Origin of the sequence: Serratia marcescens (assembly GCF_001902635.1) — a bacterium.
Taxonomy (GTDB): Bacteria; Pseudomonadota; Gammaproteobacteria; order Enterobacterales; family Enterobacteriaceae; genus Serratia; species Serratia marcescens_F.
Window position 1 is genome coordinate 15,054 of sequence record NZ_MJAO01000039.1, and the last position, 10,420, is coordinate 25,473.

23 protein-coding genes are annotated in these 10,420 nt (G+C 50.9%); all 23 read right to left on the minus strand.

Annotation, left to right across the window (positions count from 1 at the left end):
* Entirely contained in the window at positions 1 to 435 is a 435-nt protein-coding gene (gene rplO, locus BHU62_RS23340; protein ID WP_004929742.1) for a 50S ribosomal protein L15, read from the minus strand.
* A 3-nt stretch (positions 436 to 438) separates the two neighbouring features.
* The gene (gene rpmD, locus BHU62_RS23345) at positions 439 to 618 is read right to left on the minus strand and encodes a 50S ribosomal protein L30 (RefSeq protein ID WP_013573701.1); all 180 of its coding nucleotides are present in this window, start codon (positions 616 to 618) and stop codon (positions 439 to 441) included.
* 6 nt (positions 619 to 624) lie between these two features.
* Entirely contained in the window at positions 625 to 1,125 is a 501-nt protein-coding gene (gene rpsE / locus BHU62_RS23350) for a 30S ribosomal protein S5 (protein WP_004929747.1), read from the minus strand.
* A gap of 14 nt (positions 1,126 to 1,139) precedes the next feature.
* Positions 1,140 to 1,493 (minus strand): 50S ribosomal protein L18, encoded by a 354-nt coding sequence (gene rplR / locus BHU62_RS23355; RefSeq protein ID WP_004929748.1) that lies wholly within the window; start codon positions 1,491 to 1,493, stop codon positions 1,140 to 1,142.
* Between the two features lie 9 nt (positions 1,494 to 1,502).
* Positions 1,503 to 2,036 carry a 50S ribosomal protein L6 gene (gene rplF, locus BHU62_RS23360; protein WP_004929751.1) on the minus strand — a complete coding sequence of 178 codons (534 nt, stop codon included), beginning with the start codon at positions 2,034 to 2,036 and terminating at the stop codon, positions 1,503 to 1,505.
* Positions 2,037 to 2,050: 14 nt separating this feature from the next.
* Entirely contained in the window at positions 2,051 to 2,443 is a 393-nt protein-coding gene (gene rpsH / locus BHU62_RS23365; RefSeq protein ID WP_004929753.1) for a 30S ribosomal protein S8, read from the minus strand.
* Positions 2,444 to 2,473: 30 nt separating this feature from the next.
* Positions 2,474 to 2,779 (minus strand): 30S ribosomal protein S14, encoded by a 306-nt coding sequence (gene rpsN / locus BHU62_RS23370; protein WP_019456186.1) that lies wholly within the window; start codon positions 2,777 to 2,779, stop codon positions 2,474 to 2,476.
* Positions 2,780 to 2,792: 13 nt separating this feature from the next.
* Positions 2,793 to 3,332 (minus strand): 50S ribosomal protein L5, encoded by a 540-nt coding sequence (rplE, locus tag BHU62_RS23375; protein WP_004929756.1) that lies wholly within the window; start codon positions 3,330 to 3,332, stop codon positions 2,793 to 2,795.
* A gap of 14 nt (positions 3,333 to 3,346) precedes the next feature.
* On the minus strand, positions 3,347 to 3,661 hold the full coding sequence (gene rplX, locus BHU62_RS23380; protein ID WP_073534773.1) for a 50S ribosomal protein L24: 315 nt from the start codon (positions 3,659 to 3,661) through the stop codon (positions 3,347 to 3,349).
* A gap of 9 nt (positions 3,662 to 3,670) precedes the next feature.
* On the minus strand, positions 3,671 to 4,042 hold the full coding sequence (gene rplN / locus BHU62_RS23385; RefSeq protein WP_000613954.1) for a 50S ribosomal protein L14: 372 nt from the start codon (positions 4,040 to 4,042) through the stop codon (positions 3,671 to 3,673).
* 172 nt (positions 4,043 to 4,214) lie between these two features.
* Positions 4,215 to 4,469 carry a 30S ribosomal protein S17 gene (gene rpsQ, locus BHU62_RS23390; protein ID WP_004929760.1) on the minus strand — a complete coding sequence of 85 codons (255 nt, stop codon included), beginning with the start codon at positions 4,467 to 4,469 and terminating at the stop codon, positions 4,215 to 4,217.
* Positions 4,470 to 4,661, minus strand: coding sequence for a 50S ribosomal protein L29 (rpmC, locus tag BHU62_RS23395; RefSeq protein WP_004929762.1), 192 nt, complete (start codon positions 4,659 to 4,661; stop codon positions 4,470 to 4,472). It lies immediately after the preceding gene.
* Positions 4,661 to 5,071 (minus strand): 50S ribosomal protein L16, encoded by a 411-nt coding sequence (gene rplP / locus BHU62_RS23400; RefSeq protein ID WP_004929764.1) that lies wholly within the window; start codon positions 5,069 to 5,071, stop codon positions 4,661 to 4,663. Before rplP ends, rpmC begins: the two co-directional genes overlap by 1 nt.
* A gap of 12 nt (positions 5,072 to 5,083) precedes the next feature.
* Complete coding sequence (rpsC, locus tag BHU62_RS23405; RefSeq protein ID WP_004929766.1) at positions 5,084 to 5,782, minus strand: 30S ribosomal protein S3; 699 nt, start codon at positions 5,780 to 5,782, stop codon at positions 5,084 to 5,086.
* Positions 5,783 to 5,799: 17 nt separating this feature from the next.
* Positions 5,800 to 6,132 carry a 50S ribosomal protein L22 gene (gene rplV / locus BHU62_RS23410; RefSeq protein WP_002223844.1) on the minus strand — a complete coding sequence of 111 codons (333 nt, stop codon included), beginning with the start codon at positions 6,130 to 6,132 and terminating at the stop codon, positions 5,800 to 5,802.
* Positions 6,133 to 6,146: 14 nt separating this feature from the next.
* Entirely contained in the window at positions 6,147 to 6,425 is a 279-nt protein-coding gene (gene rpsS, locus BHU62_RS23415) for a 30S ribosomal protein S19 (protein WP_004929772.1), read from the minus strand.
* A gap of 14 nt (positions 6,426 to 6,439) precedes the next feature.
* Positions 6,440 to 7,264, minus strand: a complete 825-nt coding sequence (gene rplB, locus BHU62_RS23420) for a 50S ribosomal protein L2 (RefSeq protein WP_073534774.1) — start codon at positions 7,262 to 7,264, stop codon at positions 6,440 to 6,442.
* 18 nt (positions 7,265 to 7,282) lie between these two features.
* A complete protein-coding gene (rplW, locus tag BHU62_RS23425; protein WP_004951179.1) occupies positions 7,283 to 7,585 on the minus strand; it encodes a 50S ribosomal protein L23 in 303 nt (100 codons plus the stop codon).
* The gene (rplD, locus tag BHU62_RS23430; protein ID WP_046898648.1) at positions 7,582 to 8,187 is read right to left on the minus strand and encodes a 50S ribosomal protein L4; all 606 of its coding nucleotides are present in this window, start codon (positions 8,185 to 8,187) and stop codon (positions 7,582 to 7,584) included. The genes rplW and rplD overlap by 4 nt, the downstream gene beginning before the upstream one ends.
* Before the next feature lie 10 nt (positions 8,188 to 8,197).
* A complete protein-coding gene (rplC, locus tag BHU62_RS23435) occupies positions 8,198 to 8,827 on the minus strand; it encodes a 50S ribosomal protein L3 (protein ID WP_015379265.1) in 630 nt (209 codons plus the stop codon).
* A 32-nt stretch (positions 8,828 to 8,859) separates the two neighbouring features.
* A complete protein-coding gene (gene rpsJ, locus BHU62_RS23440; RefSeq protein ID WP_001181005.1) occupies positions 8,860 to 9,171 on the minus strand; it encodes a 30S ribosomal protein S10 in 312 nt (103 codons plus the stop codon).
* A gap of 379 nt (positions 9,172 to 9,550) precedes the next feature.
* A complete protein-coding gene (gene bfr / locus BHU62_RS23445) occupies positions 9,551 to 10,030 on the minus strand; it encodes a bacterioferritin (protein ID WP_004929784.1) in 480 nt (159 codons plus the stop codon).
* A gap of 68 nt (positions 10,031 to 10,098) precedes the next feature.
* Positions 10,099 to 10,293 (minus strand): bacterioferritin-associated ferredoxin, encoded by a 195-nt coding sequence (gene bfd / locus BHU62_RS23450; protein WP_015379266.1) that lies wholly within the window; start codon positions 10,291 to 10,293, stop codon positions 10,099 to 10,101.
* Positions 10,294 to 10,420: the final 127 nt, after the last annotated feature.

A 10,420-nucleotide genomic window follows, 5' to 3' on the forward strand; every position in this document is an offset into this window, starting at 1 on the left:
TTATTCCTCAATTTTACCGCCAGCAGCCTCGATAGCAGCACGAGCGCCTTTGGTGACACGCAGACCACGCAGGGTTACCGGACGAGCGACTTCGCCAGAAAGTACAACTTTCGCGAATTCGATCTGGACACCAACTACGTTAGCGGCTTTCAGCGCGTTCAGGTCGATAACATCGCCTTCAACCAGAGCCAGCTCAGACAGACGAACTTCTGCCGTGATCATAGCTTTGCGTGAAGTGAAGCCGAATTTCGGCAGACGACGGTACAGAGGCATCTGACCACCTTCGAAACCACGACGTACGCCACCGCCAGAACGAGACTTCTGACCTTTGTGACCACGGCCGCCGGTTTTACCCAGGCCAGAACCAATACCACGACCTACACGCTTAGGCGCATGCTTGGCACCTTCAGCCGGAGACAGAGTATTTAAACGCATCTGTTACTCCTCAACTTTAACCATGTAGGAAACCAGGTTGATCATACCGCGTACAGCAGGAGTATCCTCGCGCTCTACGGTGTGACCAATACGACGCAGACCCAGACCGAGCAGAGTAGCTTTATGCTTCGGCAGACGGCCAATTGAGCTGCGAGTTTGTGTAACTTTAATAGTCTTAGCCATGGTCAATTACCCCAGAATGTCGGCAACGGATTTACCACGCTTAGCAGCGACCATTTCAGGAGACTTCATATTAGCCAGAGCGTCGATAGTTGCACGAACCACGTTGATCGGGTTGGTGGAACCATAAGCTTTAGCCAATACGTTGTGCACCCCAGCAACTTCGAGAACGGCGCGCATTGCACCACCCGCGATGATACCGGTACCTTCATGAGCAGGCTGCATGAACACGCGAGAACCCGTGTGAGCGCCCTTAACAGGGTGCTGCAGGGTGCCGCTGTTCAGCGCGACGTTCATCATGTTGCGACGGGCTTTTTCCATCGCTTTCTGGATCGCTGCTGGAACTTCGCGTGCTTTGCCGTAGCCAAAACCAACGCGACCGTTACCATCACCAACTACAGTCAGTGCGGTAAAGCTGAAAATACGGCCACCTTTTACGGTTTTAGATACGCGGTTTACCGCGATCAGCTTTTCCTGCAGTTCGCCAGCTTGTTTTTCGATGTGAGCCATCTTAAACCTCTTCCTTAGAACTGAAGGCCAGCTTCACGGGCAGCATCTGCCAGTGCCTGGACTCGACCATGATATTGGAAACCGGAACGGTCAAAGGATACTTTCGCAATCCCTTTTTCCAACGCGCGCTCAGCCAGAGCTTTACCTACGGCTGCTGCAGCGTCTTTGTTACCGGAATACTTCAGTTGCTCCGCGATAGCTTTTTCTAAAGTAGAAGCGGCTACCAGTACTTCAGAACCGTTTGGAGCAATCACCTGTGCGTAAATGTGACGCGGGGTACGATGTACCACCAGGCGGGTTGCACCCAGCTCTTGGAGCTTGCGGCGTGCGCGGGTCGCACGACGGATACGAGCAGATTTCTTATCCATAGTGTTACCTTACTTCTTCTTAGCCTCTTTGGTACGCACGACTTCGTCGGCGTAACGAACACCTTTGCCTTTGTAAGGCTCAGGACGACGGTAAGCGCGCAGATCTGCTGCTACCTGGCCAATTACCTGCTTATCAGCGCCTTTCAGCACGATTTCAGTTTGGCTTGGGCATTCAGCAGTGATACCTGCCGGCAGCTGGTGATCGATTGGGTGAGAGAAGCCCAGGGCCAAATTCACCACATTGCCTTTAACGGCAGCACGATAACCAACACCTACCAGTTGAAGCTTTTTGGTGAAGCCTTCGGTAACACCAACAACCATTGCGTTCAGCAGAGCGCGCGTGGTACCCGCTTGAGCCCATGCGTTAGCAAAACCTTCGCGCGGAGCGAAAGTCAGTGCGTTAGCTTCTTGCTTCACTTCAACGGCGTCGTGGATAGTACGAGTCAACTCGCCGTTTTTACCCTTAATCGAAATAACCTGACCGTTGAGTTTTACCTCTACGCCGGCAGGAATGACGACGGGTGCTTTTGCAACACGAGACATTCTTTCCTCCCGAATTAAGCTACGTAGCAGATAATCTCGCCACCCAGACCAGCCTGGCGAGCTGCACGATCGGTCATAACACCTTTAGAGGTAGAAACAACAGCGATACCCAAACCGGCCATAACTTTTGGCAGCTCATCTTTTTTCTTGTAGATGCGCAGACCTGGACGGCTGATACGTTGAATGCTTTCTACCACAGCTTTGCCCTGGAAGTACTTCAGTACCAGTTCCAGAACAGGCTTGGCGTCGCCTTCGATTTTGAAATCTTCAATAAAACCTTCTTCCTTCAGCACGTTGGCAATTGCCACTTTCAGCTTGGAGGAAGGCATGGTGACCGCAACTTTGTTCGCGGCTTGACCGTTACGGATACGGGTCAGCATATCCGCGATCGGATCTTGCATGCTCATCTGTATTTACTCCCGTGATTCAATTGGTAATTACCAGCTAGCCTTTTTCAAGCCAGGTACTTCACCGCGCATAGCGGCTTCACGAAGCTTAATACGGCTCAACCCGAATTTGCCCACATAACCATGTGGACGGCCAGTTTGGCGGCAGCGTTTACGCTGACGAGACGGGCTGGAATCACGCGGCAGAGTTTGCAGCTTGAGAACGGCATCCCAACGATCTTCATCGGAAGCGTTCACATCAGAGATAATAGCTTTCAGTTCAACGCGTTTTGCAAAGAACTTATCAGCTAATTTCACGCGCTTGACTTCGCGTGCTTTCATTGATTGCTTAGCCATCAGTAACCCTGCCTTACTTGCGGAACGGGAAGTTAAAAGCAGCCAGCAGCGCGCGGCCTTCATCATCAGATTTCGCAGTAGTGGTAATGGTAATATCCAAACCACGAACGCGATCGACTTTGTCGTAGTCGATTTCTGGGAAGATGATTTGCTCACGCACGCCCATGCTGTAGTTGCCACGGCCATCGAATGACTTGGCGGACAGGCCACGGAAGTCACGGATACGTGGAACAGCAATGGAGATCAGGCGCTCAAAGAACTCCCACATGCGTTCGCCACGCAGAGTTACTTTACAGCCGATCGGATAGCCCTGACGGATTTTGAAGCCTGCAACAGATTTGCGGGCTTTGGTGATCAACGGTTTTTGACCGGAGATAGCTGCCAGATCCGCTGCTGCGTTATCCAGCAGTTTCTTGTCAGCGATCGCTTCACCAACACCCATGTTCAGGGTGATCTTCTCGACCCGAGGGACTTGCATGACAGAGTTGTAATCAAACTGAGACATCAGTTGTTTGACTACCTCGTCTTTGTAGTAATCATGCAGTTTCGCCATCGTATTACTCCAAATTACTTGATAGTTTCGCTGTTAGACTTGAAGAAACGGACTTTTTTGCCGTCTTCGAATCTAAAGCCTACACGGTCAGCCTTGCCGGTAGCCGCGTTGAAGAGAGCAATGTTAGAAACCTGAATTGCAGCTTCTTTTTCAACAATGCCGCCTGGTTGGTTCAGAGCCGGAACCGGCTTCTGGTGTTTCTTAACCAGGTTGATACCTTCAACAATGACCTTGCCAGCAGACAGGACATTTTTTACTTTACCGCGTTTACCTTTGTCTTTCCCGGTAATCACGATAACTTCGTCATCACGACGGATCTTCGCTGCCATGTTCGCTCCTTAGAGTACTTCTGGTGCCAGAGAGATAATTTTCATGAACTTCTCATTACGCAGTTCACGAGTTACCGGCCCAAAAATACGCGTACCGATTGGCTGCTCGCTGTTATTGTTCAAAATAACGCATGCATTGCCATCGAAGCGAATGACAGAACCGTCCGGGCGACGTACACCCTTCTTGGTGCGCACCACTACCGCCTTCAGAACATCGCCTTTCTTCACCTTACCGCGAGGAATTGCTTCCTTGATGGTAATTTTGATGATGTCGCCGACGCCTGCGTAGCGACGGTGCGAGCCACCTAGAACCTTGATACACATTACGCGACGTGCACCGGAGTTGTCGGCGACGTTCAGCATAGTCTGTTCTTGGATCATTTTAGTGCTCCGCTAATGTCAACTACTACTTTAAAGACCCAAGTAAAAATTAGGCCGTTGAAAAGCCCCATAACCGAGGGCGCAGCATTATAACACCGCTTACTTGGTATGGGTAGAAAAAATAAACGGCTCATTTTCTGAGCCGTTTATTAAGTGAGAGCCAGCTACTCTATTACAGAATCGCTTTCTCTACAACGCGAACCAACGTCCAGGACTTAGTCTTGGACAGTGGGCGGCATTCGCGGATTTCTACCACGTCGCCGGTACCACATTCGTTGTTCTCGTCATGTACGTGCAGCTTGGTCGTACGCTTGATGAATTTCCCGTAGATCGGGTGCTTCACAGTGCGCTCGATAGCAACAACGATGGATTTCTCCATTTTATCGCTAACAACACGACCCTGCAGGGTACGGATAACTTCAGTCATTTACACACCCGCCTTTTGAGTCAGTAAAGTCTTAACGCGTGCGACGTCACGACGCACTTGTTTCAACAGGTGAGTTTGTTGCAGCTGGCCACTGGCCGCCTGCATGCGCAAGTTGAATTGCTCACGCAGCAGGTTGAGCAGCTCGGCATTCAGCTCTTCAACGCTTTTTTCACGCAGCTCTTGTGCTTTCATTACATCACCGTCTTAGTTACAAAGGTGGTTTTGATCGGCAGTTTCGCTGCTGCCAGTTTGAATGCCTCGCGGGCAACCTCTTCTGGCACGCCGTCCATTTCGTACAGGACCTTACCAGGCTGGATCAGGGCAACCCAATACTCCACGTTACCCTTACCTTTACCCATACGCACTTCCAGCGGCTTCTCGGTGATCGGTTTGTCCGGGAATACACGGATCCAGATCTTGCCTTGACGCTTAACTGCACGAGTCATTGCACGACGAGCTGCTTCGATTTGACGAGCAGTCAGACGGCCACGGCCAACAGCTTTCAGACCGAAAGTGCCGAAGCTAACATCCGTACCTTGCGCCAGACCACGGTTGCGGCCCTTGTGCACCTTACGGAATTTTGTACGCTTTGGTTGTAACATCAGCGACTCTCCTTACTTGCGGCCTTTACGCTGCTGCTTTTTAGGTTGAGCAGCCGGTTCCGGTTGTTCAACTGCAGCCATACCACCCAGGATCTCACCTTTGAAGATCCATACCTTAACGCCGATTACACCATAAGTGGTGTGCGCTTCAGATGTGTTGTAGTCGATGTCCGCACGCAGAGTGTGCAATGGAACACGACCTTCGCGGTACCATTCGGTACGTGCGATTTCAGCGCCGCCAAGACGGCCGCTTACTTCAACTTTGATACCTTTAGCGCCAAGACGCATTGCGTTCTGTACTGCACGCTTCATAGCACGACGGAACATAACGCGACGTTCCAGCTGAGAAGTGATGCTGTCAGCAACCAATTTAGCGTCGAGTTCCGGTTTACGGACTTCGGCGATGTTGATCTGTGCAGGAACGCCAGCGATGTCCGCTACGACCTTGCGCAGTTTTTCGACGTCTTCACCTTTCTTGCCGATAACGATGCCTGGGCGAGCGGTGTGAATGGTCACACGGATGCTCTTCGCAGGACGCTCGATAACGATGCGAGAAACGGAAGCTTTCGACAGTTCCTTAGTCAGGAATTGACGAACTTTAAAGTCGCTGTCCAGGTTGTCAGCGAATTCTTTGGTATTCGCATACCAAGTAGAGTTCCAAGGTTTGACAATACCCAGGCGAATACCATTAGGATGTACTTTCTGACCCATTGCTAGTCTCCAGAGTCTCAGCGATCGGACACAACCACAGTAATGTGGCTGGTGCGCTTCAGGATGCGATCTGCACGACCTTTTGCACGCGGCATAATGCGCTTCATGCTTGGGCCTTCGTCTACGAAGATTTTCGTAACTTTCAGATCATCGATGTCAGCGCCATCGTTGTGTTCTGCGTTAGCAATGGCAGACTCCAGCACTTTCTTAACCAGACCAGCAGCTTTCTTGTTGGTGTAGGTCAGAGTTTCCAGAGCTTGCGACACTTTCTTACCGCGAATCAGGTCAGCAACAAGGCGAACCTTCTGAGCAGAAGAACGAGCGTGGCGATGTTTAGCGATAGTTTCCATCTCTTCCTCCTACCTTAGCGCTTTTTAGCTTTTTTATCAGCCGCATGGCCGCGATAAGTACGAGTCGGCGCGAATTCACCCAGTTTGTGACCGACCATTTCATCGGAAACGAACACTGGTACGTGCTGACGACCATTATGGACAGCGATGGTCAAACCGATCATGTTAGGAAAGATCGTTGAACGACGGGACCAAGTGCGCAAAGGCTTCTTGTCACCGCTTTCCACCGCTTTCTCTACCTTCTTCAGCAAGTGCAGGTCAATAAAAGGACCTTTCTTGAGAGAACGTGGCATGGCTTATCCTCTAATTATTTTTTGCTACGGCGACGTACGATGAACTTATCAGTACGCTTGTTGCTACGGGTCTTCTTACCTTTGGTCTGAACGCCCCACGGAGTTACCGGGTGCTTACCAAAGTTACGACCTTCACCACCACCGTGCGGGTGATCTACCGGGTTCATCGCCGTACCGCGAACGGTAGGACGAACACCACGCCAACGTGCAGCACCTGCTTTACCCAGAACGCGAAGCATATGTTCAGCGTTACCGACTTCACCCAGGGTGGCGCGGCAATCAACTGGAACTTTACGCATTTCGCCGGAGCGCAGACGCAGAGTTACGTAGGAACCATCACGAGCAACGATCTGAACGTAGGCACCAGCGGAGCGAGCCATCTGGCCGCCTTTGCCTGGTTTCATTTCTACGTTGTGAACCGTTGAACCAACTGGAATGTTGCGCATCGGCAGGGTGTTACCCGCTTTGATTGCAGCATCAACGCCAGATTGAATCTGGTCACCAGCTTTCAGGCCTTTCGGCGCCAGGATGTAACGGCGTTCGCCATCTTTGTACAGAACCAGCGCGATGTTCGCGGAACGGTTCGGATCGTACTCCAGACGCTCAACCACAGCAGGGATACCATCTTTGTTGCGCTTGAAGTCAACCAGACGATAATGTTGCTTGTGGCCACCACCGATATGACGGGTGGTGATACGGCCATTGTTGTTACGACCACCGCTTTTGCTCAGTTTTTCCAGCAGCGGGGCATAAGGTTTACCCTTGTGCAGCTCAGGGTTAACCACTTTAACAACGTGGCGACGACCCGGAGATGTAGGTTTACATTTAACAATTGCCATTGTTCTTACTCCTCCGACTTACTCTGCGCCGCCGATGAAGTCCAGATTCTGGCCTTCTTTCAGGGTGACGTAAGCTTTTTTCCAGTCGCTACGACGACCAACACGCTGACCGTGACGCTTCACTTTCCCTTTAACTACCAGGGTGTTCACGTCTTCGACTTCGACTTCAAACAGTTTCTGCACTGCAGCTTTGATTTCTGCTTTGGTCGCGTCTTTGGCAACTTTGAGAACGATGGTGTTGCTTTTTTCCATCGCAGCGGATGCTTTTTCAGATACGTGCGGTGCACGCAGCACTTTCAGCAAACGTTCTTCACGGATCATGCCAGCATCTCCTCAACTTGCTTCACAGCATCAGCAGTCATAACCACTTTGTCGAAGGCGATCAGGCTAACCGGATCGATACCTGCTACATCGCGCACGTCAACCTTGTACAGGTTGCGAGCTGCCAGGAACAGATTCTCATCCAGTTCACCGGTCACGATCAGCACGTCTTCCAGAGCCATATCTTTCAGTTTCTGTGCCAGCAGCTTAGTTTTAGGCGCTTCTACAGAGAACTTCTCGACAACGATCAGACGATCTTGACGTACCAGCTCGGACAGGATGCTTTTCAGCGCGCCGCGGTACATCTTTTTGTTTACTTTCTGACTGTGGTCCTGTGGCTTAGCAGCAAAGGTCACGCCGCCTGAACGCCAGATCGGGCTCTTGATAGAACCTGAACGCGCACGGCCGGTGCCTTTCTGACGCCATGGCTTTTTGCCGGAACCAGTTACTTCAGCACGGGTCTTCTGAGCGCGGGTACCTTGACGGGCACCTGCTGCATAAGCAACAACAACCTGGTGTACCAGCGCTTCGTTGAAATCACGACCGAAGGTAGTTTCGGAAACAGTCAGCGCGCTTTGCGCGTCTTTCAATACTAATTCCATTGCTATCCCCTTACGCCTTCACAGCTGGTTTAACGATCAGGTTGCCACCGGTTGCGCCCGGTACAGCACCCTTAACCAGCAGCAGGTTGCGCTCAGCGTCAACACGTACTACGTCCAGGCTCTGAACGGTTACGCGCTCATCACCCAGGTGGCCAGCCATTTTCTTGCCTTTGAACACTTTGCCCGGAGTCTGGTTCTGACCGATAGAACCCGGAACGCGGTGAGACAAGGAGTTACCGTGGGTAGCGTCTTGGGTACGGAAGTTCCAGCGCTTAACAGTGCCAGCAAAACCTTTACCTTTAGAAGTACCGGTAACATCGACTTTTTTAACGTCAGCGAAGATTTCTACGCTAATTTCCTGACCTGCAGCGAATTCTTGACCTTCTTCAAGGCGGAATTCCCACAGACCACGGCCAGCTTCAACGCCAGCTTTAGCGAAATGGCCCGCTTCCGGCTTGGTTACACGGTTAGCTTTTTTGCTACCAGTGGTAACCTGAACGGCACGGTAACCGTCGGTGTCCAGGCTTTTAACCTGAGTCACGCGGTTCGCTTCAATTTCAATTACGGTTACTGGGATAGAAACGCCATCTTCAGTGAAGATACGGGTCATACCCACTTTTTTACCGACTAAACCAATCATTGTTTCAACCTCTCAATCGCTCAATGACCTGATTAACCCAGGCTGATCTGCACGTCTACACCGGCAGCCAGATCCAGACGCATCAGAGCATCAACGGTTTTCTCGGTTGGCTCAACGATGTCAACCAGACGCTTGTGAGTGCGAATCTCGTACTGATCGCGCGCGTCTTTGTTAACGTGCGGAGAGATCAGAACGGTAAAGCGCTCTTTGCGAGTTGGCAGCGGGATCGGACCACGGACTTGCGCACCAGTGCGCTTTGCAGTCTCGACGATTTCCGCGGTTGATTGATCGATCAGACGATGATCAAACGCTTTCAGGCGGATACGGATTCTTTGGTTCTGCATGAGACCAGAGCTCCAATTATTTATAAACGTAAATAATTACTCCTCACACCCATTTCGATTGATGGGGGAGTGTAATCGTCAACATATAACCCCCATATCGGGAGTATTGTTCGAAGGGCAAAAAAGCCTGCCAATCGACTGATTCGCTAAAATCAGGCTTACCAAGATTAGGTAAGCCCGCGCATTATACGCAAAATGGCCCAGGAAGCAAGCCGCAGTTGGAAATATGCTCAGGAAATCGTCATTTTTGCGCGTTCAGCTGCAGCAGAGGAATGAACACGGCGAACAGGGTATGAATTATGCTTGGCGGGGAAAGCTCCCCTGCCCCACCGTAAAAACGGTTTCCGGCAGGAGAGACGATGGCGCATGGGCAGTAAATTTACTCTTTGCGTTCTAAAATTTGGGCCTGGGCATAGTTTTGAATACCGAGGCGTGCGATCAGGTCCAGCTCGGTTTCCAGCCAGTCGATATGCTCTTCTTCATCGGCCAGGATATCGATCATCAAATCGCGGCTGACATAATCGTGGATCGAATCGGCATAGGCGATGCCTTCGCGCAGGTTCTTGGCACCCGCCAGTTCCAGCGCCAGATCGGAACGCAGCATCTCTTCAATGTCTTCGCCGATGTTCAGTTTACCGAGATCTTGCAGGTTCGGTATCCCTTCCAGGAACAGGATGCGCTCGATGTAGCGATCGGCATGTTTCATTTCGTCGATCGACTCGTGGTATTCCTTGTCGTTGAGGCGCATTAAGCCCCAATTCTTGAACATGCGGGCGTGCAGGAAATATTGATTGATGGCAACCAGCTCGTTGCCGAGCAGCTTGTTGAGGTGAGCAATGATCTTTTTATCGCCTTTCATAGGTAACTCCTCCTGGCCAGTTCTAAAAGTGTAGAACCTGTAAGCCAAGAGTCAAAAATAACCTTGTGTTAGGCAACTTCATGCATTGGGATGATAGTTCCGCGTTCCTCCACCATTATCTGTCTGGCCTGACGAATGCACTTTCCGCAATCGGTACCAATTGGCACAAGTTCACGCAGCTGCTTCATGGTATGGGGATTGTGCTGACGCACCGCATTACGGATCGCTTTGTCAGTCACCGCATTACACAGACATACATACATAGAGAGACTCACTTCTTAACCAATGCATTGAGTCTAAATAGGAATGGTTTTTATTTCAATTAAGATTTGAACAAATTGCATAAAAAAAGGGCACCGAAGTGCCCTTTTTTGTGTCGAAAAATTATTC

Bases quoted from the DNA above. Each gene is read 5' to 3' on its own strand.
- rpmD (WP_013573701.1), bottom strand. From the start codon at position 618: ATGGCTAAGACTATTAAAGTTACACAAACTCGCAGCTCAATTGGCCGT.
- rpsJ (WP_001181005.1), bottom strand. From the start codon at position 9,171: ATGCAGAACCAAAGAATCCGTATCCGCCTGAAAGCGTTTGATCATCGT.
- rplR (WP_004929748.1), bottom strand. From the start codon at position 1,493: ATGGATAAGAAATCTGCTCGTATCCGTCGTGCGACCCGCGCACGCCGC.
- bfr (WP_004929784.1), bottom strand. From the start codon at position 10,030: ATGAAAGGCGATAAAAAGATCATTGCTCACCTCAACAAGCTGCTCGGC.
- rplP (WP_004929764.1), bottom strand. From the start codon at position 5,071: ATGTTACAACCAAAGCGTACAAAATTCCGTAAGGTGCACAAGGGCCGC.
- rplN (WP_000613954.1), bottom strand. From the start codon at position 4,042: ATGATCCAAGAACAGACTATGCTGAACGTCGCCGACAACTCCGGTGCA.
- rplW (WP_004951179.1), bottom strand. From the start codon at position 7,585: ATGATCCGTGAAGAACGTTTGCTGAAAGTGCTGCGTGCACCGCACGTA.
- rplD (WP_046898648.1), bottom strand. From the start codon at position 8,187: ATGGAATTAGTATTGAAAGACGCGCAAAGCGCGCTGACTGTTTCCGAA.
- rplB (WP_073534774.1), bottom strand. From the start codon at position 7,264: ATGGCAATTGTTAAATGTAAACCTACATCTCCGGGTCGTCGCCACGTT.
- rpsN (WP_019456186.1), bottom strand. From the start codon at position 2,779: ATGGCTAAGCAATCAATGAAAGCACGCGAAGTCAAGCGCGTGAAATTA.
- rplF (WP_004929751.1), bottom strand. From the start codon at position 2,036: ATGTCTCGTGTTGCAAAAGCACCCGTCGTCATTCCTGCCGGCGTAGAG.
- rpsH (WP_004929753.1), bottom strand. From the start codon at position 2,443: ATGAGCATGCAAGATCCGATCGCGGATATGCTGACCCGTATCCGTAAC.
- rpsC (WP_004929766.1), bottom strand. From the start codon at position 5,782: ATGGGTCAGAAAGTACATCCTAATGGTATTCGCCTGGGTATTGTCAAA.
- rplE (WP_004929756.1), bottom strand. From the start codon at position 3,332: ATGGCGAAACTGCATGATTACTACAAAGACGAGGTAGTCAAACAACTG.
- rpsS (WP_004929772.1), bottom strand. From the start codon at position 6,425: ATGCCACGTTCTCTCAAGAAAGGTCCTTTTATTGACCTGCACTTGCTG.
- rplO (WP_004929742.1), bottom strand. From the start codon at position 435: ATGCGTTTAAATACTCTGTCTCCGGCTGAAGGTGCCAAGCATGCGCCT.
- rpmC (WP_004929762.1), bottom strand. From the start codon at position 4,661: ATGAAAGCACAAGAGCTGCGTGAAAAAAGCGTTGAAGAGCTGAATGCC.
- rplX (WP_073534773.1), bottom strand. From the start codon at position 3,661: ATGGCAGCGAAGATCCGTCGTGATGACGAAGTTATCGTGATTACCGGG.
- rpsE (WP_004929747.1), bottom strand. From the start codon at position 1,125: ATGGCTCACATCGAAAAACAAGCTGGCGAACTGCAGGAAAAGCTGATC.
- bfd (WP_015379266.1), bottom strand. From the start codon at position 10,293: ATGTATGTATGTCTGTGTAATGCGGTGACTGACAAAGCGATCCGTAAT.
- rplV (WP_002223844.1), bottom strand. From the start codon at position 6,132: ATGGAAACTATCGCTAAACATCGCCACGCTCGTTCTTCTGCTCAGAAG.
- rplC (WP_015379265.1), bottom strand. From the start codon at position 8,827: ATGATTGGTTTAGTCGGTAAAAAAGTGGGTATGACCCGTATCTTCACT.
- rpsQ (WP_004929760.1), bottom strand. From the start codon at position 4,469: ATGACTGAAGTTATCCGTACCCTGCAGGGTCGTGTTGTTAGCGATAAA.